Origin of the sequence: Micromonospora sp. NPDC047707, from assembly GCF_040704235.1 — a bacterium.
Classification (GTDB): Bacteria; Actinomycetota; Actinomycetes; order Mycobacteriales; family Micromonosporaceae; genus Micromonospora.
On sequence record NZ_JBEYSU010000038.1, the window covers coordinates 13,961 to 38,992 of the forward strand.

The window sequence follows — 25,032 nt, forward strand, 5'->3', positions numbered from 1 at the left end:
ACGACCACTTGACCGGCTGTCGCAATCCCCGTACCGTCACGCTCCGTAGCGATCGACGGGAGAACCCCGAGCAGCACTGGGAGTGTCCGAATGCCCTCTGAGTACGCCAAGTCGCTGGGCGCCCGCCTGCGCTCCATCCGCCAGCAGCAGGGCCTGTCCCTGCAGGGCGTGGAGGAGAAGTCGAACGGGCGGTGGAAGGCCGTGGTGGTCGGCTCCTACGAGCGCGGCGACCGGGCCGTCACCGTGTCCCGTCTCGCCGAGCTGGCCGACTTCTACCGCGTTCCCGTCTCCGAGCTGCTGCCCGACGGCAGCGGCGTCCGTCACGAGCCGACCAGCAAGATCGTCCTGGACCTCGAGCGGCTCTACGACGAGGCCAGCGAGGACCTCGCGTACGTCGCCCGGTACGCCCGCGCGATCCAGCAGCAGCGTGGTGACTACAACGGCCGCGTCCTGTCGATCCGCGCCGACGACCTGCGCGCCCTGGCGATCGTCTACGACGCCTCGCCGTCCGGCCTGATCGAGCGACTGACCGAGCACGGCGTGCTCGTCGCCGACCCGCGGGCGTTCTTCGCCTCCTGAGCGCTGACGACCGAAAGGGCCCGTGCCGTCCGGCACGGGCCCTTTCGTCGTTCCTGTCGCATCGCGCGCCGCCGCCCCCGCGCGCCGGCTGGCTGCGGGAATCGGCTGCTCAGCGGGGGGCGTACTCGGCGATGCGGCCGAGGATGCCGTTGAGGAAGCGCGGCGAGTCGTCGGTCGACATCTGCCGGGCCAGCTCCACCGCCTCGCTGATCGCCACCGCGTCGTCGACCTCGTCGACGTGGAGCAGCTCGTACACCGCGATCCGGGCGAGGTTGCGGTCCACCGCCGGCATCCGGTCGAGCGTCCAGCCCTCGGCGTAGCTGGCGATCAGCTCGTCGATCCGGTCGAGGTGGCCGGCGATCCCCTCGACCAGGCTGACCGTGTACCCCAGGTGCTCGGGACGCGGCTTCTCGATCCGCTCGACGTAGCCGGCGAGCACCTCGACCGGTGGGCGGTCCCGCAGATCGGCCTCGAAGAGCACGTCCAGCGCCCGCTTGCGCGCCTTGCGGCGCGCGGGCATCTGCTGCTTGGGACCCTCGGCCATCAGGCCCGGCCGAGGTAACGGCCGTCGCGGGTGTCGACCTTGATCTTCTCGCCGGTGGTGATGAAGAGCGGCACCTGCACGGTCGCACCGGTCTCGACGGTGGCCGGCTTGTTGCCGCCGGTCGAGCGGTCACCCTGGAGGCCGGGCTCGGTGTACGTGACCTCGAGCACGACGCTGGTCGGCAGCTCGATGTACAGCGGCACGCCCTCGTGGGTGGCGACGGTCGCCTCGGCCTCGGGCAGCAGGTAGTTGGCCGCCTCGCCGACCGTGCCGCCGGGCACGGTGATCTGGTCGAACGTCTCCAGGTCCATGAAGACGTAGTCCTCGCCGTCGGCGTACAGGTACTGCATGGTGCGCTTGTCGACGGTCGCGGTCTCGACCTTGGTGCCCGCGTTGAAGGTCTTGTCGACCACCTTGCCGGAGAGCACGTTCTTGAGCGTGGTGCGCACGAACGCACCACCCTTGCCGGGCTTGACGTGCTGGAACTCGACGACGGCCCACAGCTCACCGTCGAGGTTGAGTACCAGGCCGTTCTTCAGGTCGTTGGTGGTGGCCATTTCCTGCCTTGATCATCAATTGGCGGACAGACTGAGCAAGTCTACTAGCTGCGCCGCAGCAGCACCCGCCGCCGTCGGCGGGCGGTCACCCTAGCGCAGCTGGCCAGGTGCTACTGCAGGCCCTTTGCTCTGCTTCACCCCGCGCACCGGTATCCGGCTGGAACCAGTGCGTACGTTGAAGCAGAGCAAAGGGGGAAGAAGGAGGGTGGGGCGGGCGGAGCGTGACGTGACCTGACGTGTCCCGCCGACCTCGCCGGTCAGGCGGAGCGGGCGGCCAGATGATGCAGGGCCAGGCGGTAGCCGTCCACACCCAGGCCGCAGATCACCCCGGTCGCCACGGCGGAGACCACCGAGTGGTGCCGGAACGGCTCCCGGGCGTGGATGTTGGAGATGTGCACCTCGACCAGCGGGCCGCGCAGCATCGCGCAGGCGTCCCGGACCGCGATCGAGTAGTGCGACCACGCGGCCGGGTTGAGGACCACCGCGGCGCCCTCGTCGGCCGCCTCGTGCAGCCAGCCGAGCAGCTCGTGCTCGGCGTCGGTCTGCCGCACCACCACGTCCAGCCCGAGGTCCCGGCCGGTCCGCTCGCACAGCTCCACCAGGTCGGCGTACGTGGTGGCGCCGTACACCTCCGGCTGCCGGGTGCCCAGGCGGCCCAGGTTGGGGCCGTTCAGCACGTACACCCTCACGCGGCGACCTCGCGGTAGGCGGCGGCCAGCAGCTCGTCGTCGGGGCCCTCCAGGATCGCCGGGCGGGCCAGCCCGTCCAGCACCACGAAGCGCAGCCGGTCACCGCGGGCCTTCTTGTCCACCCGCATGGTCTCCAGCAGCTGAGGCCACGCGTCGGCGGGGTAGCTGGTGGGCAGGCCGAGCGCGGCCACCGCCGTGCGGTGCCGCCGCGCGGTGGCGTCGTCGAGGCGACCGGCGAGCCGGGCCAGCGCCGCGGCGTACACCAGCCCGACGGCGACCGCGTGGCCGTGCCGCCAGCGGTAGCCCTCCACCTTCTCGATGGCGTGGGCCAGCGTGTGGCCGTAGTTGAGCACCTCCCGGACACCGGACTCGCGCAGGTCGCCGGAGACCACGTCGGCCTTGACCCGGATCGCCCGTTCGATCAGCTCCCGCGCCACCGGCCCGGCCGGGTCGGTGGCCGCCGCCGGGTCCCGCTCGACCAGGTCGAGGATCGCCGGGTCGGCGATGAACCCGCACTTGACCACCTCGGCCATCCCGGCCGCCAGCTCGGCCGCCGGCAGGCCGTCCAGGGTCGCGAGGTCGGCCAGCACCCCGACCGGCGGGTGGAACGCGCCGACCAGGTTCTTGCCGGCGGCCGTGTTGACGCCGGTCTTGCCGCCGACGGCAGCGTCCACCATGCCGAGCAGGGAGGTCGCCACCGGCACCCACCGCACGCCGCGCAGCCAGCAGGCCGCCACGAAGCCGGCGAGGTCGGTGACCGCGCCACCGCCGACGCCCACCACGGCGTCGGTCCGGGTGAAGCCCGCCTCGCCCAGCCGGTCCCAGCAGGCCGCCGCGACGTCGATGTCCTTGCCGGCCTCGGCGTCGGGCACCTCCACCGGCAGCGGGGTCATGCCGGCGGCGCGGAGCCGGTCGTCGACCACCTTGGCCAGGTCCGTCAGCGGCGGGGCGTACAGCACCGCCACACGGGTCGCTCCGGGCAGCAGCGCCGGCAGGTCGCCGAGCAGGTCACGGCCCACCAGCACGTCGTACGGCCGCTCGCCGCCCACCGGGATCCGGGTCACGTCGTCCATCGCGCGCAGCCTAGTCGAGGCGGCGGTCCGGACGCGGCCGGTGTCCACTCCGTGACCAGGCCTCGGGACGGACGTTTGACCGGTGCCACCGGGGGGACGGGTTGCGGGAGGGACGACCACCGACCGCGGAGGTTGCGGCACATGGCCAGATCGACCATCGACGGGGCGGACATCCGGGTGCCGGCGACGATCCTCGGCGTGGGCCTGGGCGGGTTCGTCGACGGCATCCTGCTGCACCAGATCCTCCAGTGGCACCACATGCTCAGCAGCACCGACACCGACAACGTGGGGATCCGGTCGTACCCGGTCGACACCGTGCCCGGCCTGCAGATGAACACCCTCTGGGACGGCTTCTTCCACGCGGTCACCTGGGTGGCGGTGCTCACCGGCCTGGCGCTGCTCTACGCGCGGGTCACCCGGTCCCGGGGCCGGCTGTGGCGCTCCCCGGCGTTGTGGGGCTGGGTACTGGTCGGCTGGGGCCTGTTCAACCTCGTCGAGGGGACCGTCGACCACCACCTGCTCGGCATCCACCACGTCCACGGCGGCCCGCACCAGCTCTGGTGGGACCTCGGCTTCCTCGCGCTCGGCGCGGCCCTGGTGGTCGCCGGCTGGACGATCCAGCGGCGAGCCGCCCCGGTCGACCTCTGCGACGGCGGGCGGCGGTGACCCTCACCCACGCCGGCCATCCGGCCGACGGCTTCCCGGCGGCCGCCCTCGTACCCCTGGTGCTTTTCTGGGGCTATCTGGCCGCGGCGCTTGGGCAGCGGGACCGGGCCGGGTGGAGCCACCGGCGGACGGTGAGTTTCGGGCTCGGCGCCACGCTGCTCGTCGCCGGCCTCCTCTGGCCCGCCCGCGACCTGCCCGGGCACATGGTCCAGCACCTGCTGCTCGGCATGCTGGCGCCGCTCGCGCTGGTGCTCGGCGCCCCCGGCACGCTGGCGCTGCGCGCCGTCGGGCCGCGGACCGGGCGGGCGGCCGTCCGGCTGCTGCGGCACCCGGCGGCCGGGGCGCTCGCCCACCCGGTCACCGGCCTGCTGCTCACCGCGGGCGGGCTCTGGCTGCTCTACCTCACCCCGCTGTACCGGGCCAGCCTGGACAACGCCGGGCTGCACGCCCTGGTGCAGCTGCACTTCGTGCTGAGCGGCTACCTCTTCGCCTGGTCGATCGCCGGCCCGGACCCCGGGCCGCACCGGCCCCGCGTCCCGGTCCGCCTGGTCGTGCTGGGCGTCGGGGTGGCCGCGCACGCCGCCCTCGCGCAGGTCCTCTACGCCGGTGTCCTCGTCGACGTGCCGGCCACGGCGGCCGAGCTGCAGGCCGGCGCGACGATCATGTACTACGGCGGGGACCTGGCCGAGATCCTGCTCGCCCTCGCCCTGCTCGTCACCTGGCGGCCCGAGCGGGCGGCCAGCAGGCCGCAACCGGCTGCCGTCAGCCCTTGAGCAGCCCGGCGATCTCGGCCGCGATCTCCTCCGGGTCACGCCCGTCGGTGACCACGGTCGCGGTGGCGACCTCCGCGTACAGGGGCCGGCGCTGGTCCATCAGGTGCTTGAGGGTGGCGCGGGGGTTGATCGCGAGCAGCGGACGACCGGCGCCGAGGCCGACCCGCTTGACCGCGTCGGGCAGCTCCACGGAGAGGTGCACGACCGGGTGGCCCACCAGCGCCGCCCGGGTCTCCTCGGCGAGGACCGCGCCGCCGCCGAGGGCGAGCACGCCGGAGCAGGAGGCCAGCGCCGCCGCCACCGCCGCCCGTTCCAGCGTACGGAAGTGCGCCTCCCCCTCGTCCACGAAGATCTCCGGGATCGGCTTGCCGGCCATCGTCTCGATGTCCAGGTCGGTGTCGCGGAACTCCACCCCCAGGACGGCGGCGAGCGCCTGCCCCACGGTGGACTTGCCGGAGCCCGGCGCGCCGACGAGGACGCAGACGGGCGCCATCAGCGGATCACCAGCGCGTCGAGGTATGCGGCGAGGTTGCGGCGCATCTCGGTGACCGAGTCACCGCCGAACTTCTCCACCGCCGCCTCGGCGAGCACCAGCGCCACCATCGCCTCGGCGACGACCGCCGCGGCGGGCACGGCGCAGACGTCCGAGCGCTGGTTGATGGCGGTGGCCGGCTCGCCGGTGGTGACGTCCACGGTCGACAGGGCCCGGTTGAGCGACGAGATCGGCTTCATCGCGGCCTTGACCCGCAGCGGTTCACCGGTGGTGATGCCGCCCTCCAGGCCGCCGGCCCGGTCGGTGACCCGCCGGACACCGGTGGCGGTCGGGATGATCTCGTCGTGCGCCTCGGAGCCCCGGGAGCGCGCCTGCTGCCAGCCGTCGCCGATCTCGACGCCCTTGATCGCCTGGATGGACATCAGCGCCGTGGCGAGCCGGGCGTCGAGCTTGCGGTCCCACTGCACGTGGCTGCCCAGGCCGGGCGGCACCCCGTACGCCAGGACCTCGACCACGCCCCCGAGGGTGTCGGCGGCCTTCTTCGCGGCGTCGACCTCGGCGACCATCCGGGCGCTGGCCTCCGGGTCGAGGCAGCGCAACGGGTCCGCGTCGATCCGGGCGGCGTCGGCCGGGGCCGGCCGCAGGCCGGGCTTCGCGGCCACCGGCCCCAGCTCCACCACGTGCGAGACGATCTCGACGCCGAGCGCCTGCTTGACCAGCGCCTTGGCGACGGTGCCGACGGCGACCCGCGCGGCGGTCTCCCGGGCGCTGGCCCGCTCCAGGATCGGCCGGGCGTCGGTGTGCCCGTACTTCTGCATGCCGGCCAGGTCGGCGTGGCCCGGACGCGGGCGGGTGAGCGGGGCGTTGCGGGCCTGCCGGGCAAGCTCCTCCGGGTCGACCGGGTCGGCGGCCATGACGGTGCGCCACTTCGGCCACTCCGAGTTGCCCACCCGGATCGCGACCGGACTGCCCAGCGTGACGCCGTGCCGCAGGCCGCCGATGATCTCGACCTCGTCCCGCTCGAAGGACATCCGGGCGCCCCGGCCGTAGCCGAGCCGCCGCCGGGCCAGCTCACCGGCGATGTCCCCGGTGGTCACCTCGACACCGGCCGGTACGCCCTCCAGGAGCGCGACGAGGGCGGGACCGTGCGATTCACCTGCAGTCAACCAGCGCAACACAGCGGCCAGTCTGTCACGCCGGGTGGCCGCCCCGGTGCGGTGGCCGGCCCGTCCCGCCCTGCGGACGCGGCGGCCGCCGGTGACCCGGACGACGCCGGTGGCAGGAAACCCGTACGATCATGGCGGCGTGCCGGGAAGTCTGGTCGGCGGAGACTTCGTCGACCCCATCGGGAGGCACCGGTGCTGCTCTTCGCGTTCGCGGCCGTGCTGCTGCTGGCCGTCCTGCTGTCCAGCCTCGCGCACCGCAGCATCCTCTCCACGGCGGTGCTCTTCCTGGTCGCCGGCTTCGTCCTCGGCCCGGACACCACCGGCGTGCTGGAGATCACCGCCGACAGCGAGATCGTCGCCACGCTCGCCGAGCTGGCGCTGTTCACCGTGCTGTTCACCGACGGCATGCGGGTCGGCTTCGCCGACCTGCGGGCGGCGTGGCGGCTGCCCGGGCGGGCGCTCGGCTGGGGCCTGCCACTGACCCTGCTGATCACCGCGCTGCTGGCGCACTACGTGGCCGGGCTGGACTGGCCGGAGGCGCTGCTGATCGGCGCGGTGCTGGCCCCGACCGACCCGGTCTTCGCCGCCGCGCTGGTCGGCAACGAGCGGGTGCCCGGGCGGCTGCGGCACCTGCTCAACGTGGAGTCGGGCATCAACGACGGCCTCGCGCTGCCCTTCGTCATCCTCTTCCTGGCGATCGCCGCCGGCTCGGCCGACCTGCACCTCGACGAGCTGGGCACCGAGCTGCTGCTCGGCGTGGTGATCGGGGTGGCGGTCCCGTGGTTGGCGCTGCGGCTGGAGAAGCTGCGCTTCTTCTCCGCCTCCACCCAGTACGAGCCGCTCAACGGCGTGGCGATCGGCCTGCTGGTGCTGGCCCTGGGCCACGTCACCCACGCCAACCTGTTCCTGGCGGCGTTCGCCGCCGGCATCACGGTGGCCACCTTCGGCGAGCGGCAGCGGGAGAGCTTCGAGCACTTCGGCGAGCTGATCGCCGAGGTGTTCAAGCTCGCCGCCCTGCTGGTCTTCGGCGCGCTGATCTCGGTGGAGTTCCTCGGCGAGATCCACTGGACCGGCTGGGTCTTCGCGGTGCTCGCCATCGCGGTGGCCCGTCCGGTCGCACTGGCGGTGTCGTTCCTCGGCTCGCACCTGACCCGCACCGAACAGTTCGCCGCCATGTGGTTCGGCCCGAAGGGCTTCGCGTCGGTCGTGTACGGCCTGCTCGTGCTCCAGGCGGGCATCGCCGCCGCCGACGAGGTGTTCCACCTCGTGGCGCTGACCGTGGTCCTGTCGATCCTGGCGCACTCCTCCACCGACCTCGCGATCGCCCGGATCTTCGACCCCGCGACGACTCCGCACTGGTACGAGCGGCTGCGGGCGGCCTCCGCGGAACGCCGGAACGGTCGCGGGGCCGGGAACGGGCCGCCGTCCTGACGACGGCGACCGCGGTCAGGCCGTACGGATCGCGATCAGCGACTTGGTGAGGCCCAGCAGGCGCTCGTTGCGGATGGTGGCGTCCGGGAACAGGTACCGCATCTCGGCCCGGCCGACCAGTTCCGTGGTGAGGACCTGCCGCATCGCCGCCTCGTAGGACTTGCCCGGGGTGTACGCCAGCGGCCACTTCCGGGCGACGACCACCCGGGCCGGCACCGGCAGGAACTGCATGCCGGGCGCGACCCAGTGGGGCTCGATCGGGAAGTACCGGTACGGGGTCTGCACCCAGTACGCCGGCGCCAGCCCGCGGATCGCCCCGGCCATCCGCCGCCGGCGTTCGTGCCCGCCCACGTGCTCCAGCACGCTGTTGCTGAAGACCAGGTCGTACCGGCGGGCCAGGATGTGCGCCGGCAGGTCGCACGCGTCGGCGTGGGTCGCCTCGGCCCAGTCCGGCAACTCCGGCGGCAGGGGTTCCAGGTTGACGACGTGCACCCGGGCCGGACGGACGGGCACCCGCTCCCAGCTGCCCACCCGGCCGCCCAGGTCCAGCACCGACATGTCGGCGAGGTCGGGGAACGCGTCGGCCAGCCAGGCGGCGCGGCGGGCCCGGCGCTTCGCGCCGAGCGACGTCGGCGCATCGACGAGACGGAACCTCAGCGAGTGGAGTGCCATGACGCTGAGTCTTCCATTGATCACGGTGGGTGCGTCAGTCGGAGAATCGACACCGCCCACCGGTACCGGGTGGACGCCGGCCCAGCCGGTCGGCGCGGGCGAGCCGCAGGGCGGGCACCGCCCGCCCCGACGGCCTCAGATGCCCCGGCCCCGCTTGTGCAGGGTGCGCAGGACGGCGTCCGCGCGGACCATCCGCCCGGCCACCGCGAGCGCCAGGTACGCCCGCGGCTCCCGCGGGTTGCGCCGGATGGTCCGCCGCGCCCAGCGCAGCGCGCCCTGCCGGTCACCGGACGCGGCCCGGGCGAAGGCGATCTGCCCGGTGACCCGCGCCTCGCCCGCCGGCTGGGTGCCGAACTCCGGGTAGCGCTCCAGCAGCCACTGCAACGCCTCGGAGATGGTGTCCCAGCGCTGCGCGAAGTACGAGCGCTTGTGCCAGCGCACCAGCACGTACGGGGTGCGCAGGTTGACCAGCGGCGCGCTGCGGGCGGCCCGCAGCAGGAACTCGTAGTCCTCGGCGTAGCTGCCCGGGATCTCCTCGTCGACCAGCCCGAACCCGTCCCGCAACGCGGCGGCGCGGATCACGAACGTCGACGGGTGCAGCTCGGTCATCCGGTCGCGCAGCAGGTCGGCGAGGGTGACCCGGTCGCGCGGCAGGGACCGGTCGACGGTGTGCCCGTCGTAGCTCACCCGGATGCCGCAGGAGACGAACTCGGCGCCCGGCACGGCGGCGAGCGCGTCGACCTGGGCGCGCAGCTTGCCGGGCAGCCACTCGTCGTCGTCGTCGCAGAAGGCGATCAGTTCGCCGGTGGCGGCGAGGGTGCCCGTGTTGCGGGCGCCGGCCAGGCCGGGGGTTCGCTCGTTGCGGACCACCCGCACCGGCCGGCCGGGCCGGGACAGCTCGGCCAGCGTCGGGTCCGGCTCGGAGCGGTCGTACACGACGACCACCTCGACGTCGCCCGGGTAGTCCTGGTCGAGGATGGCGCGGACCGCGGACCGCAGCAGCTCCGGGCGGTCCCGGGTGGGCACCACCGCGCTGACGCTGGGGTGTCCGGTCATCGTCGCGCTCCGTTCCGGTGCGGCCGTGTCCACGGCCGCCACCACGTCCGCCGGCCACTGGACGCGGCCACCAACGTCTCCACGATCTCCCCGACCCGCGCCACCGCGGTCTCCTGCGCCCGGGCCGAGTCGGGGTCGGCGCGGACGGCGAACCGGCCCGGGTCGGCGACTCCGGCGGCGAGCGCCTCCACCAGCGCCTCGCGGGTCTCGCACAGGACAACCATGCCGGCCGCGCCGAGCCGGCGCGCGAAGAGCAGCTGGTGGTCGTCGACGTGCTCGCCGCGGGCCGGGTCCCGGGGGACCACGATCGGCAGGCGCCCGTGCCGGCGGGCCTCCAGGATGGTGGCCGGGCCGCCGTGGCAGACCACGAGGTCGGCCCCGGACATCGCCGCCTGGAGTTCCTCGTGCCCGAGGAAGGGCACCGCGCCGGGGACGCCGGGGGCGCGGGTGTGTCCGTGCTGGACGGTGAACGCCACCCGGTCGGTGACCTCCGGCGCCCAGCTCTCCAGCCATCCGGCCAGCCGGTCGAACGGGTGCTTGTCGGTGCCGACGGCGACCAGGACGGTGGTCAGGGTCGCGCCGGCGCGGTCCCGCTGGCGTGGGACACGGGTCGCGGCCTCCGGCCGCACCGGCGGCGCGGCCGCCTCGCAGTCGCCGCTCATCGGGCCCGCCTCTCGTTCGCGACTGCGGGGCTCCGCTCCGCTGCACTCCTCGCGCTCACAGGAGCGTCCCCACGACGGTCGCCTCCGGGTACTGCCGGCGCTGCTCCTCCCACTGCACCAGCATCGCGGACAGGAACGGCCGGCAGAGGCGGGCGGTCAGGGTCGGGGTGTCGATCCGGTCGTACACCTCGATGTAGACGGTCGGGATCCGCCGCAGCCACGCGAGCACCACGAACGGCACCGCGACGCCGGCACCGGTGGTCACCACGGCGGCGACCCTGCGCCGGCGCAGCACCCGCGCCGCGAGCACCGCGTTGCGGAGCAGGTTGCGCACGTTGCGGGTGGTCGGGTGGTGGGCGGGGACCACGTCCTCGCCGGTGAGCAGCGAGACCGCCTCCGGTGTGTCGAAGGTGACCCAGACGCGGTGCCAGCGCTCGTACCAGGAGCGCAGGGCGAGCAGTTGGGCGAGGTGCCCGCCACTCGACCCGACCAGCAGCAGGACGGGAGGATCGCCGCGATCCTCGATGTTCCTCTCCACGCGACTCCCCACGTTCGCTTGGACTTCCGATCGACGCCACGCGAGAGCAGATCACGTTTCCCGCGCGGGTTGTATAGGGCGACCGGACGATCAGTCGACCGCCGCCGGCCACGGGCGCTGCCCGTCACGGCATCCGGCGACATCAACGATCGTCACTAGCTGCACCCCCACCATCACACTCCGGAGTGGACCCGGCGTCAACACCCCGGCGACATCTGCGGTTCACCCGTTATGTCGCTTGTCGACCACGTCCAACAGCGCGGGATGCAACGCGGAGTTCCAACCCGCACCGGCGTCGGCGAGGCGCCACGTCCGCAGCCACATCTCCAGCAGGTACGCGTCAGCCACCAGGCGGCGCCCGGCCGGGTCCAGGCCCAGCGCGTCGCCGTACCGGTCGAGTCGCGCGTCCACCGCGCCGGCCGCGGCCTCGGCCGGCTCGCCGCGCAGCACCAGGGCGCGCTGGAACGCGTCGTGCGCCAGGTCGAAGCCGAGCGGCACGTCCGGGCCGCTGTGCTCCCAGTCCCAGGCGACCAGCCGGCCGGCGTGCCGGCCCAGGTTCCACGGCACCCAGTCGCCGTGCCAGTGGCCGAACTCGACGGCCGTCCCGCCGTGCCGGCCGGCGAGCGCGGCCACCGCGGCGACCGCCCGCGCGCCGTCCGGTGTCGCGGCCGCCGCCCGCTCGGCGGTCGTGGTGAGCCGGTCCAGGAAGGTCGACCCCGCCAGCGGGCGCGGCGGAGCCGGCGGGCGGCCCCGGCGGGCCACCGCGAGCACCGCGGCCACCTCCGGCGGGTCGGTGACCGGCACGCCGCGTACGTCGGACGGCAGCGGCTCGACCAGCGCCACGACCTGCCCGGCCCAGGTGGTCTCGGCGAGCAGTCGGGGAGCCACCGGGTGGTCCGGCACACCTGCGAGCACCGGCAACTCGCGCAGGGCCGCCGCCTCGGCGGTCACCAGCGCGCGGGTGGCGTCGTTCCAGCCGATCTTGGCGTAGCCGAGCGGCCGGCCGTCCGCGTCGAACAGTTGCAGGGTCGGCTTGTGGTTCGGGTCCGGAGGGCGTACGCCACACGCGGCGTACGCCGGCGCGGCACCGAGGAGGGCGGCGAGCCGGTGCGCGAGCAGTGCCTCGTCGGCCGCCACCCCGCCGGGCAGGGACACGGTCAACGTCGGGAACCGGGCCAGCTCGATCCCGCGCAGGCGGGCGATCCCGCCGAGGACGGCCCGGACGGCCCGCACCTTCGGCGGTCGCAGTGCGTTGTACGCCAGCAGCGACGCGGCCGTGGCCCGGGGCGCGCCCAGCGGGAGCAGGAAACGGGCCCGCTCCGGCGACGGGACGACCGCGTACCGCGCCACCACCCGGTGGTCGGCCGGCGGCTGGCCGCCCAGGGTGAGCGCGACCCGGTCGTCGCCGAAGACCGCACGGGTCACCCAGCCCAGCCCGTCGGTACGCGTACGCGGGTCGGCGGACGTGGTCGCGGACGCGGTCACGCGGCCCGGTCCGGCCAGTCGAGGTCCAGGCCGAGCCGCTGCCGCAGCGCGTCGTTGTGCGGGCGGTAGTACGCGGTCAGCTCCGCCCGCAGCGCCGGGTCCAGCGGCGACGAACGGCGGTCGTTGTAGACCTCGAAGTCCGGCAGGTCGTGCGGGGGCAGCCCGAGGAAGTCCAGCGTCCGGCGGTACGTCGAACGGGCGTCCCGGTAGAGGTCCTCACTGGGCAGGAAGAGGAACTGCTCCCGGTCGAAGCGCTCCAGCCACGGCTCCAGGTGCTCCAGGTAGCGGCCCCGGGCCCGGTACGTGTACCAGTCGTACGCCTCGCTGAAGTACTCCGGCTCGGCGATCAGCCGCTCCCGCTCCCCCGCGGTGCGCTCCTCCTCGGCCGCGAGGGCGTCCGCGAAGTCCAGCGGCTCGATGCCGTGGGTGCGCCGCTCCTTCCAGTGCGAGTACGCCCGCTCCACCGGGTCGCGCAGCAGCACGATCAGCTTCACCGACGGCATCAGCGCGGCCACCCGCTGCGCGGCGAGCGGGTGGAACATGTACAGCGGGGCCGCCTCCCCGACCCGGACCGGGCCGCCGTGCCGCCGCTGCAACGCCTCGCGCTGCCGGACCGTCGGGAAGTGCGAGCGGTACCACGCCTCGCCGCGCCGCCAGTGCTCCTCGAAGTAGTGGGCGGACTTCGTGTTCCACGCCGGGAAGAGCCGGGGCACCAGCGGGTGCCGGATGAGGTAGTTCCACAGGGAGGTGGTGCCGCCCCGCTTCGTGCCGATGATGAGGAAGTCCGGCAGCGGTCGCCGGTCACTGGTCCGGACGCCGTACCCGACCAGGGACTCCTTCACCCGCTCGGTCACCTGCGTCGGCACGAGTTGCTTCACCCGATCGCGCATAGCCGGCACGACGGACCTCACCTGCCCTCCTGCTGCGGTGGTGCGGAGCCGGTGGCGGTCGGGGCCGCCTCCCCCCGCCCACGGATCTGCCTCATGGTCACCCGGATGCCGTGCCGCACCCGGGGCAACGTCAACAAGCCGACGCAACCGGCGGCCAGGACCGCCGCCGCCACCAGCAGGCCGGGAATGCCCCGGCCGCCGGCCAGCACCCCGACCGTCGCGGCGGCGCCCACCCCGGCGACGGTGGCCGCGGCGGCGCGCAGCATCGGCGCGTCGACCAGCGGCTGCCCGAACACGACACGGGCGCACGTCACCGCCGTCAGGTTCTCGGTGACGATGCCGGCGGCCCAGGCCGCCGCGGCGCCGGTGGCACCGTGGCCGGGAATCAGCACCAGACCGAGCGAGACGGTGACCAGCAGCCCGGCGACGGTGGCGGCGAGGTGCAGCCCGCTGCGGCCGCCCATCAGCAGCAGGCTCTGCACGTTGCCCACCCCGGTGTTCACCAGCATCGCCAGCGCGAGCACGGTCATCGCGGTGGCGCCGGCGGTGAAGCCGGACCCGAAGAGTTCCAGGAACGCCAGCCCGAACACGGCGAGCAGCAGGTAGACCGGCCAGGACAGCACCAGCCCCCAGGCGGTGAGCTGCCGGTGCACGGCGGCCGCCGCGTCCGGCCGGCCCGCGCCGAGCAGCCGGGACAGCTGCGGCGACACCGCCACCCGCAACCCCTGCATCGCCAGCTGGCCGGCGAGGATGTACCGGCCGACGGCGCCGAACACACCCGCCTCGCCCGCGCCGGCGAGGACCGACGTGAGCAGCACGCCGACCCACATGTTGCCGGCGTCGATGGCGGCCGACGCGGCGCGGGGCAGCGCGAAGCCCCAGAACGTCGACCAGTCCCGCCGCTCGGGCCGCAGCGCCGCCCCCCGGCCCACGCCGAGCGGGCCGGCGACCAGGGCCAGGCAGCTCAGCAGGGCGATCCCGGCCGGGACCAGCCAGGCGGACATGCCCGCCACCAGGCCGCCGCCGACGAGCACGGCCGCGCCGACAAGCGCCGGCCGGGCCACCGGCAGCAGGAAGAACTGCACCGACAGGTACGCCCGGATCGGTCGTACGCAGCGCAGCGCGGCGAGCAGCAGCGTCATCAGCACCACCACCGGCACGGCGGCGAAGCTCGTCACGAGCAGCGCCGCCCCGGCCGCGCCACCGAGCACGCGGGGGGCGAGGGCGTCGGCGGCGAGCACACCGGTGACCGCCACGACGACCGCGACCACCAGCGGCGGCAGCAGTCCCACCGGCAGCAAGCGGGCGGCGTCGCCCCGGGGCCCGGTGCGCCGGCGCGGCAGCGCCCACATGAGGCCGGTCTCCGCGCCGAGGGTGCACACGGCGGTCGCCACCGTGACCACCCCGATCGCCGCGAAGATCGCGCCGGAGCCCGCGGTGCCGTAGCCGCGGGTGATGACGACGGCCAGCAGGAACCCGAACAGGCCGCTGGTGGCGGCACCGATCAGGCCGGCGAATCCGCTGCGCGCGCTGCGCCGGGTCTCCGCGTCGGCGCTCGGCGCGGCCGAGCCGGCCGTCGAGGACCGGACGGCGGCGGTCACGTGGTCACCGCCTGCGGACCGACGGGCAGGGTCGGCGCCGACGCACGCCGTGCGGCCGCCTCCCGCTCGGTGAGCGCCATCGCGAACGCGACCGCGTAGAAGGCGACCGCCAGGTTCTGGTTCGCCATGCCGTAGAAGGGCATCTGCACCAGACACACCACCGGCACGATCGCGAGCCACTGCCCGGCCGGGGACGTGGCCCGGCCACAGACGAGGGCGGCCACGAGGAACCAGGCCACGAAGCACAGCAGGGCGGGGACGCCGTGGCTGAACAGCACCATCCACAGCTGCCCCTGGGTGCCGATCGGGGCTTCGGCCGAGACCGTGTCGACGTTGGCCGGCGCGCCGTACCCGAGCCACGGCGAGTCCCCCACGCGCCGCAGCACCTCGCTGTAGAGGGAGAGCCGGTCGGCGTTCGTGTCGCTGGACTCCACGCGGTTGCCGATCAGCTCGGCGACGGGGATGAACAGGGTGGCGATCCCGCCGATCACCACCACGCCGACGATCGAGGCGGCGACCCGCATGTTGCCGCGCAGGCTGGCCCGCACGCCGAGCACGAGCAGACCCACGCCGAGGCTGAGGAACATCGCCCGGTTCAGGGTGAGGAAGGCCGGCGCCAGCGACAGCGGCAACGATCCGAGCACGGCCCACCGCAGCGCACCGCGCCGGCGGAGCATGGTGAACGCGACCACGCACGGCAGGGTCATCGCGTACGCGCTGCCGTAGTTGTTCGTGTACGCGTACGGCGCCGCCGGCCGGTAGATCGGGTTCAGCGATCGGACGCTGTACTCCGCGGTGGAGAGGTGGACCATGTCGTTGATGAACGGGTTACCGGCGATGCCGCCGGGCAGCAGCAGCTCCATCGGGGTGGTCAGGGCGAGCCGCGGCACGAGCACGCCCAGCCAGCCCAGCACCACCAGCCCGAACCAGAAGGCGCAGATCGGCACCAGTACCGCGCTCTGGTCGGCGCGTTCCCGGGCGACGGCGTAGACGTAGACGCCGACGACGAGCGCGGTGGCGTAGAACCCGAACCGCAGCCCGAACGTCAGCACCGAGGCGAACGCTTCGAGCTGCGTGGCGCTGACCAGGACGACCGCCAGGAACAGCAGCCAGATCCCGGCGGCCGGCGGCAGCGGCACCCGGCCCCGGACCAGCAGCAGCGCGAGCAGCAACGCGCCCAGCAGCGGCCAGCCCAGGTAGAACGCGCCGGCCAGCCACCAGAGCGGCACCAGGCCGAACATCATGGCCAGCGGCCAGATCGGCAACCGGGGCGGGGGTGGCGGGGGCGGGGGCGGCGGGAGGATCGGGAGGGGCCCGTCCCCGGCCGGCTCGCCGGTCGCCGGGGCACGGGTGACGGGCACCGTCAGCCCCGCCCGCTGCGGGTGAGCACGAACCCGAGGGGTGTCACGCCGGCGGCGCGCAGCCGCTCGGCCAACCGCCGCAGGTCGCCCTGCCGTGTCCGGTCCTGCTCGACCACCACCACCGCGGTGCCCTGCCGGCCCGCCGCCACGCCGCGCTCGTCGGCCTCGGCCGGTGGGGCGTTGAACAGCACGGTGCCGGTGGCGGCCCGCTGCCGCCAGGTGCCGAAGCGGACCCCGCCGGCGCCCACGGGCACCTCGTCGGCGGCCTTCCTGACCTGGCTCTTGCCGCTGGCCGGCACGCCGGATGCGACCCGGGGCAGGGTCATGGTGGCGTCCGGGTCGGTGGACGGGCGGGGGGTGCCGGTCGGGTGCGGAGAGGGCCGGCGGACGGTGATCTGCTCGGTGATGTCGTCGACGCTGGCCGTCCCGCCCTCGCGGGGCTTGGGCACGGCCGGGCCGGCCGGATTGGCCGCCGCCGGCAGGCGTCCCAGGCCGGCCAGCACCTCGGTGCGCAGCCGCTCCAGGCGACCGCTGTCGTCGGCGACGTACACGTCCCGACCGGTGGCGGCGAGGGCCACCGCCAGCCCGGCGGTCATCGTGGTCTGGTCCTCCCGGGTGGTCAGCAGCGCCACCCGGGCCGGTTCGCGGACCCGCTCGGCGATCGCCATCGCCACGTACCGGATGTCGGCGTCCACCGCGTGCCGCGACCCGCGCAGGCCCCGGCTGCGGACCGTGCCGAGCAGCGGCAGGCCGGTGGCGTCCCGCCCGTCGTCGACCGACCGGATCCGGCGGTCCACCGACTCCCACACGTACGCCAGCACGATGCCGAGCAGCGCACCGCCCAGCAGGCCGGCGATCAGGTAGAGCGGGCGGTTCCCGCCCGCGGCGACCAACGCCTTCTCGGCCTTGCGGGTGACCCAGCCCGGGTTGACGTCGACCGCCGCGATCTCGGTGCGGGCGGAGCTCAGCTGGGTGAGCTGGTTGTTGACCCCGGCCAGCTCGGCGACCGCCGCGTCCACCGCGCCCTCGCGGGCGCCGGCGATGCGCCGTTGGAGCGCCACCTGCTGGTCCTGCACCTTCTTGATGCTCTCGTCGTACGAGCGCAGCATGTCCTCCCGCTGCCGCTCGTACATGGCGCGCCGCACGTCGAGGTACGCCTGGGCGGCGAGGTTGACGCCCTCCACCGCCGCCTCCGGCGAGTTCGCGGTGTAGAGGAAGCGCAGGATCTGCCCACCGGTCGGCACCTCGACCTCGAGGGCGTCGCGCACGTCGCGCTGGTCCCGGCCGGTCGCGTCGACCAGCCGCTGCACCACGTCGGTGCCGGTGGCGATGCCGCTCTCCACGTTCATGTTGACCGCCCGGTCGGCGGACGCCCCGCTGGGCGTGAACGCGTCGGTGACCACCGGACGGACCGCGACCACGGCGTTGGCCGTCACCGCGCTCGGGACGAGGAGCACGTAGCCGAGCGCGGCGAGCAGCCCGACCACGGCCACCCCCGCCACCAGGCGGATGCGGTGCAGCGGTACGCGCAGCAGGTCGATCAGGGTGACCGTGCGGCCTGGCGCTCCCCCGCCGCCCGGAGCGGCGTCGGCGGACCAGGAACCACCAGGAGCGTCAGTCATTGAGCTTCTTCACTGTCTGTTGGGGGTTTCCGACGACCACGACGCGGGGCGGCACGTCCGTCCGCACCACCGTCGCGGCGCCCACGACACTGTCCCGGCCGATCCGGACGCCCTTCATCACCAGCGCGTGCGCGCCGATCCAGACGTTCTCCTCGACGACGATCGGCGCCCGCGAGGCCGGGGTGGGCGGATCGTGCCGCCGCTCGGGCGACAGGTTGTGGAAGTCGTTGTCGAGCAGTTCGCAGTCCGACAGCAGGCACCGGTCGCCGATGGTGACCGACGTCCACGTGCCGATCCAGGTGGCGTTCAGCAGGCAGTCGGCACCGACCCGGACCTCGCCCGGCCCGGCGAACCGGACCAGCTTGTTGAGCCGGGTCCGGTCACCGATGTGCACGCGCACACCCCGGCGCAGCCGGATCCGCCCCCGGATCTCCACGTCCCGGCCGAGGGTCAGCCGGGGATAACGCGCCCGGTACCACCCGCGCTTCACCGCGAACACCGCCCGCACCGCGAGCCCACGGCGGATGCCGCCCAACGACCCCTCCCCACGTCTGGGGCCGGCGACGAGGATCCGCCGCCGGCCCAACGTGAACAACGTACCGATGTTCCGTTACGGACGGATGAGCGTCACTGTACGGAGAAGAACGTCCGCGGGGTAGACCAGGTCAGCTCGGCGCTCGCCGGGACGAGCACGGTGACCCCCGCGCCGTCGACCGCCGGTGCGGCCGTCGGGTCGAAGGGCACGCCGCGCAGCGTACCGTCGGTGCTCCCGTACACGATCTTGCCACCGACCCAGGCCATGCCGCGCACCGCCGACCACGTCACGCCGGTGGTGGGCAGGACGAACTCGGTGGCGCCGAGGTAGTTCCCGTCGATCTCGAAGTACCGGTAGTAGAGGGCGTTCGCGCCGGTGCGGGTGTAGTAGAGCCGGCCGTTGAGGAAGAACGCCCCGGTCATGTTGGCGGCGTTGAACCAGTCGTTGTAGCCGGAGGCCTCCCACGGCACGCCGATGGCACCGCCGTTGAACATCGAGATGTCGATCCGGCTGCCGGTGGGCGTACCCGCCACCGTGTGCGACCAGTAGATCCGGTCGTTCACCCGCCAGGTCGCCCCGGCGCCGGTGTAGTTCGGCTGGCTGACCGTCGTCGGGGCGCCGACGTTCGTGCCGTCGAACGGCACCTTGGCCAGCTGACCCTCGCCCGTGCCCAGGTAGAGGTTGCCGGTGGTGGCCGTCGGCGGGTTCTTCGGGGTGACGGTCCGTCCGCCGGTCAGCGGGAACATGCCGAGCCGGCCGTGGTACTCGCCGCCCATCCCGTCGGAGTTCTGCCCGAAGTACAGCCCGTCGCTGCCCCGCCACAGCACCGGCACCGTCGAACCCCAGTCGCTGGTTCCCGGGGGCATCGACGCGCTGCCGCTGCGGCGCGGGTTCCAGTTGACCGGCATGCCGGTCGCCGGGGTGACCGCGGCGATACCGAGCCGGTCGACGGCGCCGGCGCCGGCGCGGTCGCTCGCGTTGGGGTTGTTCAGCCAACGGAAGTGCCCGCCGAGGTAGATCACGTTGTCGGCGACCTCGACCGAGGTGATGGTGTCGTTGCCGGTGAAGTCGACCCAGGTGGCGAGCTGGCCACTGCCCCGGGCGGCGGTCTCGAACCGGACCAGCGCGTCGCAGTACGCGGCCGGCCAGCCACCGCCGCCGTTGGTGCCGACGACGAACCAGGTGCCGTCGCCGCCGAACTTCACGTCCTGCACATAGTGGATGAACGTCGCCGGCGCCGCGCACGGCGGAACGAACTTCTCGGTGCTCCAGTCGAGGACGGTCGGGGTGCCGGAGAGATCGACCAGCGCCATCTGGTTGCGCGGCAGCTCGTTGACGTACATGAAGTTGCCGCCGACGACGAGGGTGTTCCCGTCCGGGCTGACGTCGATGGTCCACACGTACGGCGCCGTCGTGTGGCGGCCGACCGTCGCGTTGACGTTGAACGTCGGGTCGATCGCACCGGTGCTGGCGTTGAGCCGGCCGAGCCCACCGTGCGCGGTGCCGTTCAACCAGTTGAACGCGCCGGCGACGTAGAGCCAGTTGTCGTGCAGCACCAGGTCCCGTACGGTGCCGCCGTCCGAGCGGCCCACCCAGCTGTCGATGATCGCCCCGGTGGTCGGGTTGAGCGCCACCAGGTTCTTGCGCGACACGCCGTTGACGTTCTTGAACGCGCCACCGACGATCAGCGTGTTGTTCGGGCCGGCGATCAGCGTGTTGACGGCGCCGTCGAGCACCGGCAGGAAGGTCGTGGAGATCGTCCCGCTGCTGCGGTCGTACGCGAACAGGTAGCGCTGCGTGGTCCAGGCCGAGGTAGCGGTCTGGCGGATCTGCGTGAAGCTGCCACCCACGTACACCATCGAACCGACCTGCGCGAACGCGCGGGCCTCGCCGTCGCGCGCGTGCGGCGTGCTGTCGCCGGGGTTGGTCGACACCAGGGTCTGCGTCTCGGGCGCCGGTACCACGGCGGCGGAACTCGCCGACGGCACGGCCAACACGGCGGCGACGGTCACCAGACCGATCGCGGCCGCGCGGATGCGGAATCCGGCAGAACGCCGAGAGAGCGAGACTTCGGGCACGCTACGCCTCCAAGGTGGATGAGAACCCGCGTAGCGTGCCTCGCCGACCCTGCTTGGCGATATCCGCCGATTGGGCGGTCAGTGACCCCACGCGACGACGGCGAGCGTACCGGGTCGGATGTCCGACTCCCCTCCGGCCACCCCGCCGCCGCCGCGCGGTCGACCCGCCGTCAGCTACCCGGCGTCGGTTGGCGCAGGTAGCTGTCGCGACCGGCCCGGGCGAACCCGGCCAGGGCGGACGACTCGTGGTTCATCGTCATGTCGCAGGTGCTCGTCCGCGTCGTCATGCCGGCGGAGTTGAAGTAGATCGCCGCCTTGATCTTCGGGTGCGCCTTGAGCGCGGCGGGGAACTCCTCGAACCAGCGCCGCTTGGCGTCCGGATCGGCCGAGTTGAAGTTCGTGCCGAACTCGGCGAGCATCCGCGGCTTGCCCGCGCCGATGCCGTTCTGGTCGAGCCAGCGGTAGAAGCTGCCGATGGTGGTCGACGGGCTCTTCCAGACGGTGCTGCCGTTGCAGACGTGGAAGTTGTACGGGTCCCAGGCGACCCAGTCCACGTAACGGTCACCCGGGTACAGGCCGGCGTACCGGCTGTAGTGGCCGGACCAGCCCATCATCGTCCACACCCAGACCGCGTTGTGGGCGCCGGCGGCGACCACCCGGTCGTGCACGTACCGCCACGCACGCACGAAGTCGGCGTCACTGCCCTTGGCCGGCTCGTCCTCCGGCTCGTGGTCGAAGCCCAGGAACACCGGCACGCCGGTGGCCCGGATCCGGCCGGCGACCGCGTCGATCGTCGCGTCGTGCCGGCCGCTGTAGACGTCCTTCCAGGTGAGCACCGCACCCGAGGAGAAGATCCGGGACTCCCAGGCGAAGAACATCAGCCGGCCCTCGCGCATCTGCTGCTGCTCGTACGCGTCCGGGAAGGCCCCGTTGCTGCCGTGGTTGGAGAAGTCGTGGTAGCGGTGCACGATGTCGAACCGGCGCCCGACCTGCGCCTCGACGTCGGCGACGGCCCGGCCGTGGTTCCAGGTGGCCGGGTTCGCCGGCGAGTACATCCCCCACCAGGCGCCGCAGGAGGGCACCAGCTTCGACGAGACCTGCCCGCAGCCGCCGGGGCGCGGCGACGGCGTCAGGGTCGGGCTCGGCGCCGGACGGCTCGGGCTGGCGCTCGGCGACGGCGGCGGCGCGGGCGGGGTGGTCGGCGCCGTCGTGCGGCTCGGCGAGGGTGCGGCGCTGCTCTGCGCCGGGGTCGGCCGGCTGCCGACGTCGTAGCGCAGCACGAGTCGGGGGCGCAGGTCGGGGTTGCGGTTCTCCGACGACGCCCAGTAGATGCGGCTCTCCAGCCCCGTCTGCGCCAGCGACACGGTGACCGTGCCGTTGCCGGTCACCACCGTCGACACGTCCCACTCGTTGAAGCCGGGCTGGACCCCGTCCACCGTGTCGAGGACGGCGCCCACCGGCGCCGGCGCGGGCCGTACCAGGCGGGCGTCCACCGTGGACGCGTGGGCGGTGACGCTGGCGGCGAACTTCTGCCAGGCGTGCACCCGCAGCGTGGCCCGGATGTTGACGGCGTTCGCCGGCAGGGTCGTCACCGCGAACTGGACGACCGCCTCGCGGGTGCCGCGGGGGTTGGCGTCGCAGCGCGCCGGGCAGGTCGCGAGGGTGGTCTTGGCACCGTTGTCGCCGTCCTGCGACACGAAGGTGGCCGTGGTGTCCGCCACCGCCCGCACGGACATGTCGTCGGCCGCCAGCAGCGGCATCACCCCGGCCACCAGCCCGCCGACCACCGCCGCGGCGGTCACGCCCAGCAGCGCCGCCTTACGCCGCGGGCCCTGGTGCCGGGTCAGTCGGTGCACTCCGCGCCTGCCCAAGGAAACTCCCTGTGTCTGCTGTGTTGACTCTCGGCAGCGTAACGATGGCCGCCACCCGGCGTGGGCACGACAGCGGGACCTAAGCGGGTCTTAACCGTCGCCTAAGGATTCCCGGTACACCCACAGGGGACGGTCCCGCCCACCCCTGCGGTCAGTCGCCCCGCGCACCGGCCAGGGCGGCGGCCATCGCCGCGCGGGGCGCCGGCACGCCGGTGAACTGCTCGAACTGGCCGACCGCCTGGGCGAGCAGCAGGTCGAGGCCGGAGACGATCCGGCAGCCGGCGGCCCGCGCGGCGGCCGCCAGGGGCGTCGGCCAGGGGTCGTAGAGGGCGTCGAATAGCACGGTGGCCGGTCGCCACGCCACCGACCCGGCGAGCGGGTCGGCGACGCCCTTCGGCACGGTCGAGATCACCACGTCGGCGGTGGCCTGCCCGGCGGCGTCGTCCCACGGCGCGCCGGCGAGCGGCACGCCGACCGCCCCGGCCACCGGCCGCAGGTCGTCGACCGCCTCCGCGCGCCGGGCCACCACGGTCACCGCTCGCGCCCGCAACCGCGCCGCCGCCGCGACCGCCGCCCGGGCGGTGCCACCGGCGCCGAGCACCGTCACCGTGGCGTCGGGCCGTACCCCGGCCCCGGTCAGCACCTCCACCATGCCGGCGACGTCGGTGTTGTCCGCGTACCAGGTGCCGTCCGAACGCCGTACCAACGTGTTGGCGGCGCCGACGGCGGTCGCGACGGGCGACGCGGCCGCCGCCACCGCGAGCGCTGCCTCCTTGCCCGGCATGGTCACCGACAGCCCCGCCCACTCCGGGCCCAGCCCGGCGACCAGGGCCGGCAGCTCCGCCTCCGCGCACTCCAACCGGGTGTACGACCAGCCGGCCAGGCCGGCCGCCGCGTACCCGGCGTTGTGGATCACCGGGGAGAGCGAGTGCGCGATCGGCTTGCCGACCACCGCCGCCCGTCGCGCGACCGCCATCAGATGATCCCGGCCTCCCGGGCCTTGGCCTCGTTGCGCAACTGCTCCTCGTAGGTCTCGGCGAACGCGGAGTGCCCCTCCTTGTCGATCGCCACGAAGAACAGCCAGTTGCCCTTGGGCGGGTTCATCGCTCCGGCCAGCGCGTCCTTGCCCGGGTTGTTGATCGGGCCGGGGATCATGCCCCGCAGCTTGCGGTTGTACGGATTCTTCGGGTTGTTCAGCTCGGCCGCGGTCATGTCCTTGGACGCCTTGGTCGGCTGCCCGGTCAGCTCCAGGTAGTAGTTGACCGTGACGTCCATCTCCAGGCAGCCGCAGTCGAAGTTGCCCTTGTACACCCGGTTGTAGGCGACCCGGGCGACCTTGCCGAGGTCGTCCTTGTTGCCGGCCTCCGCCTGCGCGAGCGACGCCACGATCAGCGCCTCGTACGGGCTGACGCCGCCCAGGCCCTTCTGCACCTTGTCGGCGAACTGGAGCTCACCGGTGACGGCGACGAAGTTCTCCACCATCAGCTTGAGGATCGACTCGGCGGTCGCGTTCGGCGGGATCTCGTACGTGTCCGGGTAGAGGAAGCCCTCGATCGACTTCGCCGCCTTCTTGCCGTCGCCGCGGTTGAACCACCAGTCCGGGACGCCGAGCGCGATGGGGTCCTTCGCCGCCGCCTCGAACTCCTTGACCGGGATCTTGGTCTTCTCGGAGAGCAGCTTGTAGATGTTCTTGGCGGAGCGCCCCTCCGGGATGGTGACCCCGTTCACGACGCGGTTCTTCAGGTCGAGCATCGCCGCGACGGCGCTCTCGCCGCTCATCTGCTTGCGCAACTTGTACAGGCCCGGCTGGATGTTGGTGCTGCGGGCGTTCTCCTCCGCCGCCTCGACGAACGCCTTGGTGCTCTTGACGACCCCCGCGTCGTAGAGCGCCACCGCCATGTCCGAGATGAGGGCGCCCTGCTTGATCTCGACGGTCACCTCGCCGGTGCCGCCGCCCTCGTAGTCCGGAGTGACGAAGTAGCTCTGGATCCGGTCGAAGCCGTAGAAGGCACCGCCGCCGACACCGCCGAGCAGGACCAGGGCCAGCAGCAGGGCCAGGACGGTCTTGCCGCGCCCGCCGCCGGAGCCGTTCTTGCGCTTGCGGACGTAGCCGCGCCGATGCCGGCCCTTCTCCCCCCGTTCCTGCTCATCGAACCCGAGCTCCAGATCGTCGATCATCCTGTCCGCCTCCGCTGCGCGTCCAGCCAGCTCTGCAGAATCTCCACCGCGGCGGCCTGGTCGACCACCGCGCGTTGTCGTCGTCCCCGGACGCCACGCTCGGCAAGCCTACGACTAGCCACGACGGTGGACATCCTCTCGTCGGTGAGCGTTACCGGCACGGGCGCTATTACATCGGCCAGACGGTCAGCGTACGCCCTCGCGTGGACGGCGGCCGGACCCTGCTGTCCGGCGAGGGTGACCGGAAGGCCGACCACCACCTCCACCGCCTCGTGCTCCGCGACCAGCGCCGCCAGCTCGGCGACGTCGCTCGGGACCGTGTCGGGAGCCGCCGTCAGGTCGCGGGCCAGCGTGACCAGCGGGGTGGCCAGCACCCCGTGCGGGTCCGACCGGGCCACCCCCACCCGGACCTGCCCGACGTCCACACCGAGCCGCACTCCCCGAGACAGTTCAATCACGGACGGTCACCCCTCGGCGGAGACGGGCCAGGGCGGACCGATCGGTCCGCCCTG

The 25,032-nt window shown here is 73.5% G+C and carries 25 protein-coding genes; 4 read left to right on the forward strand and 21 right to left on the reverse strand.

Features of this window, described 5'->3' with window-relative positions; genetic code table 11:
• Nucleotides 1-90 precede the first annotated feature (90 nt).
• Nucleotides 91-579 (forward strand): helix-turn-helix domain-containing protein, encoded by a 489-nt coding sequence (locus tag AB0873_RS27515; protein WP_013285505.1) that lies wholly within the window; start codon nucleotides 91-93, stop codon nucleotides 577-579.
• A gap of 109 nt (nucleotides 580-688) precedes the next feature.
• Here AB0873_RS27515 and nusB read toward each other — a convergent pair whose 3' ends face one another.
• The 4 genes from nusB to aroB form a co-directional block, all read right to left on the reverse strand.
• Complete coding sequence (gene nusB, locus AB0873_RS27520) at nucleotides 689-1,099, reverse strand: transcription antitermination factor NusB (protein ID WP_196255944.1); 411 nt, start codon at nucleotides 1,097-1,099, stop codon at nucleotides 689-691.
• 23 nt (nucleotides 1,100-1,122) lie between these two features.
• Nucleotides 1,123-1,680, reverse strand: a complete 558-nt coding sequence (gene efp / locus AB0873_RS27525; protein ID WP_091095583.1) for an elongation factor P — start codon at nucleotides 1,678-1,680, stop codon at nucleotides 1,123-1,125.
• A 257-nt stretch (nucleotides 1,681-1,937) separates the two neighbouring features.
• Nucleotides 1,938-2,369 carry a type II 3-dehydroquinate dehydratase gene (aroQ, locus tag AB0873_RS27530; protein ID WP_366603272.1) on the reverse strand — a complete coding sequence of 144 codons (432 nt, stop codon included), beginning with the start codon at nucleotides 2,367-2,369 and terminating at the stop codon, nucleotides 1,938-1,940.
• On the reverse strand, nucleotides 2,366-3,442 hold the full coding sequence (gene aroB, locus AB0873_RS27535; RefSeq protein WP_366603274.1) for a 3-dehydroquinate synthase: 1,077 nt from the start codon (nucleotides 3,440-3,442) through the stop codon (nucleotides 2,366-2,368). The genes aroQ and aroB overlap by 4 nt, the downstream gene beginning before the upstream one ends.
• Nucleotides 3,443-3,583: 141 nt before the next feature.
• Here aroB and AB0873_RS27540 point away from each other — a divergent pair, with 141 nt between their 5' ends.
• Nucleotides 3,584-4,108 (forward strand): DUF2243 domain-containing protein, encoded by a 525-nt coding sequence (locus tag AB0873_RS27540; protein ID WP_155332741.1) that lies wholly within the window; start codon nucleotides 3,584-3,586, stop codon nucleotides 4,106-4,108.
• Nucleotides 4,105-4,881 carry a cytochrome c oxidase assembly protein gene (locus AB0873_RS27545; protein WP_366603276.1) on the forward strand — a complete coding sequence of 259 codons (777 nt, stop codon included), beginning with the start codon at nucleotides 4,105-4,107 and terminating at the stop codon, nucleotides 4,879-4,881. Before AB0873_RS27540 ends, AB0873_RS27545 begins: the two co-directional genes overlap by 4 nt.
• On the opposite strand, the gene AB0873_RS27550 is transcribed toward AB0873_RS27545, so the two are convergent.
• Nucleotides 4,871-5,374 (reverse strand): shikimate kinase, encoded by a 504-nt coding sequence (locus tag AB0873_RS27550; RefSeq protein WP_366603277.1) that lies wholly within the window; start codon nucleotides 5,372-5,374, stop codon nucleotides 4,871-4,873. The two genes, AB0873_RS27545 and AB0873_RS27550, sit on opposite strands and share 11 nt — an antisense overlap.
• Nucleotides 5,374-6,552, reverse strand: a complete 1,179-nt coding sequence (aroC, locus tag AB0873_RS27555; RefSeq protein ID WP_366603280.1) for a chorismate synthase — start codon at nucleotides 6,550-6,552, stop codon at nucleotides 5,374-5,376. The genes AB0873_RS27550 and aroC overlap by 1 nt, the downstream gene beginning before the upstream one ends.
• A 180-nt stretch (nucleotides 6,553-6,732) precedes the next feature.
• Here aroC and AB0873_RS27560 point away from each other — a divergent pair, with 180 nt between their 5' ends.
• Entirely contained in the window at nucleotides 6,733-7,971 is a 1,239-nt protein-coding gene (locus tag AB0873_RS27560) for a cation:proton antiporter (protein WP_155332745.1), read from the forward strand.
• A 15-nt stretch (nucleotides 7,972-7,986) separates the two neighbouring features.
• On the opposite strand, the gene AB0873_RS27565 is transcribed toward AB0873_RS27560, so the two are convergent.
• The 15 genes from AB0873_RS27565 to ruvX all read right to left on the reverse strand — a co-directional run bounded on the left by AB0873_RS27565 (nucleotide 7,987) and on the right by ruvX (nucleotide 24,978).
• A complete protein-coding gene (locus AB0873_RS27565; RefSeq protein WP_155332746.1) occupies nucleotides 7,987-8,643 on the reverse strand; it encodes a class I SAM-dependent methyltransferase in 657 nt (218 codons plus the stop codon).
• Between the two features lie 135 nt (nucleotides 8,644-8,778).
• On the reverse strand, nucleotides 8,779-9,699 hold the full coding sequence (locus tag AB0873_RS27570) for a glycosyltransferase family 2 protein (protein ID WP_366603282.1): 921 nt from the start codon (nucleotides 9,697-9,699) through the stop codon (nucleotides 8,779-8,781).
• Entirely contained in the window at nucleotides 9,696-10,361 is a 666-nt protein-coding gene (locus tag AB0873_RS27575) for a glycosyltransferase (protein ID WP_366603283.1), read from the reverse strand. Before AB0873_RS27575 ends, AB0873_RS27570 begins: the two co-directional genes overlap by 4 nt.
• Nucleotides 10,362-10,416: 55 nt before the next feature.
• Nucleotides 10,417-10,899, reverse strand: coding sequence for a UDP-N-acetylglucosamine--LPS N-acetylglucosamine transferase (locus AB0873_RS27580; protein WP_155332749.1), 483 nt, complete (start codon nucleotides 10,897-10,899; stop codon nucleotides 10,417-10,419).
• A gap of 222 nt (nucleotides 10,900-11,121) precedes the next feature.
• Entirely contained in the window at nucleotides 11,122-12,384 is a 1,263-nt protein-coding gene (locus AB0873_RS27585; RefSeq protein WP_366603285.1) for a hypothetical protein, read from the reverse strand.
• On the reverse strand, nucleotides 12,381-13,283 hold the full coding sequence (locus AB0873_RS27590) for a sulfotransferase domain-containing protein (RefSeq protein WP_366603314.1): 903 nt from the start codon (nucleotides 13,281-13,283) through the stop codon (nucleotides 12,381-12,383). Before AB0873_RS27590 ends, AB0873_RS27585 begins: the two co-directional genes overlap by 4 nt.
• Nucleotides 13,284-13,291: 8 nt before the next feature.
• Nucleotides 13,292-14,875 carry a lipopolysaccharide biosynthesis protein gene (locus AB0873_RS27595; RefSeq protein ID WP_366603288.1) on the reverse strand — a complete coding sequence of 528 codons (1,584 nt, stop codon included), beginning with the start codon at nucleotides 14,873-14,875 and terminating at the stop codon, nucleotides 13,292-13,294.
• Complete coding sequence (locus AB0873_RS27600) at nucleotides 14,872-16,236, reverse strand: O-antigen ligase family protein (RefSeq protein WP_366603290.1); 1,365 nt, start codon at nucleotides 16,234-16,236, stop codon at nucleotides 14,872-14,874. The genes AB0873_RS27595 and AB0873_RS27600 overlap by 4 nt, the downstream gene beginning before the upstream one ends.
• Nucleotides 16,237-16,238: 2 nt before the next feature.
• Entirely contained in the window at nucleotides 16,239-17,858 is a 1,620-nt protein-coding gene (locus tag AB0873_RS27605; protein WP_366603292.1) for a lipopolysaccharide biosynthesis protein, read from the reverse strand.
• The gene (locus tag AB0873_RS27610) at nucleotides 17,851-18,393 is read right to left on the reverse strand and encodes an acyltransferase (RefSeq protein WP_366603294.1); all 543 of its coding nucleotides are present in this window, start codon (nucleotides 18,391-18,393) and stop codon (nucleotides 17,851-17,853) included. The genes AB0873_RS27605 and AB0873_RS27610 overlap by 8 nt, the downstream gene beginning before the upstream one ends.
• 92 nt (nucleotides 18,394-18,485) lie before the next feature.
• Nucleotides 18,486-20,429 carry a hypothetical protein gene (locus tag AB0873_RS27615; RefSeq protein WP_366603316.1) on the reverse strand — a complete coding sequence of 648 codons (1,944 nt, stop codon included), beginning with the start codon at nucleotides 20,427-20,429 and terminating at the stop codon, nucleotides 18,486-18,488.
• Nucleotides 20,430-20,641: 212 nt separating this feature from the next.
• Entirely contained in the window at nucleotides 20,642-22,342 is a 1,701-nt protein-coding gene (locus AB0873_RS27620; RefSeq protein ID WP_366603295.1) for a glycoside hydrolase, read from the reverse strand.
• Between the two features lie 151 nt (nucleotides 22,343-22,493).
• Nucleotides 22,494-23,318, reverse strand: coding sequence for a shikimate dehydrogenase (locus AB0873_RS27625; protein WP_366603297.1), 825 nt, complete (start codon nucleotides 23,316-23,318; stop codon nucleotides 22,494-22,496).
• Nucleotides 23,318-24,520: an endolytic transglycosylase MltG gene (gene mltG, locus AB0873_RS27630; RefSeq protein WP_366603299.1), complete on the reverse strand. Its 1,203-nt coding sequence runs from the start codon at nucleotides 24,518-24,520 to the stop codon at nucleotides 23,318-23,320. Before mltG ends, AB0873_RS27625 begins: the two co-directional genes overlap by 1 nt.
• Nucleotides 24,517-24,978, reverse strand: a complete 462-nt coding sequence (gene ruvX, locus AB0873_RS27635) for a Holliday junction resolvase RuvX (RefSeq protein WP_366603301.1) — start codon at nucleotides 24,976-24,978, stop codon at nucleotides 24,517-24,519. Before ruvX ends, mltG begins: the two co-directional genes overlap by 4 nt.
• Nucleotides 24,979-25,032: the final 54 nt, after the last annotated feature.

Excerpts from the sequence above, each read along its gene's own strand:
- AB0873_RS27575 (WP_366603283.1), bottom strand. The coding sequence starts at position 10,361 with ATGAGCGGCGACTGCGAGGCGGCCGCGCCGCCGGTGCGGCCGGAGGCC.
- nusB (WP_196255944.1), bottom strand. The coding sequence starts at position 1,099 with ATGCCCGCGCGCCGCAAGGCGCGCAAGCGGGCGCTGGACGTGCTCTTC.
- AB0873_RS27605 (WP_366603292.1), bottom strand. The coding sequence starts at position 17,858 with ATGACTGACGCTCCTGGTGGTTCCTGGTCCGCCGACGCCGCTCCGGGC.
- AB0873_RS27540 (WP_155332741.1), top strand. The coding sequence starts at position 3,584 with ATGGCCAGATCGACCATCGACGGGGCGGACATCCGGGTGCCGGCGACG.
- AB0873_RS27570 (WP_366603282.1), bottom strand. The coding sequence starts at position 9,699 with ATGACCGGACACCCCAGCGTCAGCGCGGTGGTGCCCACCCGGGACCGC.
- AB0873_RS27515 (WP_013285505.1), top strand. The coding sequence starts at position 91 with ATGCCCTCTGAGTACGCCAAGTCGCTGGGCGCCCGCCTGCGCTCCATC.
- mltG (WP_366603299.1), bottom strand. The coding sequence starts at position 24,520 with ATGATCGACGATCTGGAGCTCGGGTTCGATGAGCAGGAACGGGGGGAG.
- AB0873_RS27625 (WP_366603297.1), bottom strand. The coding sequence starts at position 23,318 with ATGGCGGTCGCGCGACGGGCGGCGGTGGTCGGCAAGCCGATCGCGCAC.
- AB0873_RS27550 (WP_366603277.1), bottom strand. The coding sequence starts at position 5,374 with ATGGCGCCCGTCTGCGTCCTCGTCGGCGCGCCGGGCTCCGGCAAGTCC.
- AB0873_RS27565 (WP_155332746.1), bottom strand. The coding sequence starts at position 8,643 with ATGGCACTCCACTCGCTGAGGTTCCGTCTCGTCGATGCGCCGACGTCG.
- efp (WP_091095583.1), bottom strand. The coding sequence starts at position 1,680 with ATGGCCACCACCAACGACCTGAAGAACGGCCTGGTACTCAACCTCGAC.
- aroB (WP_366603274.1), bottom strand. The coding sequence starts at position 3,442 with ATGGACGACGTGACCCGGATCCCGGTGGGCGGCGAGCGGCCGTACGAC.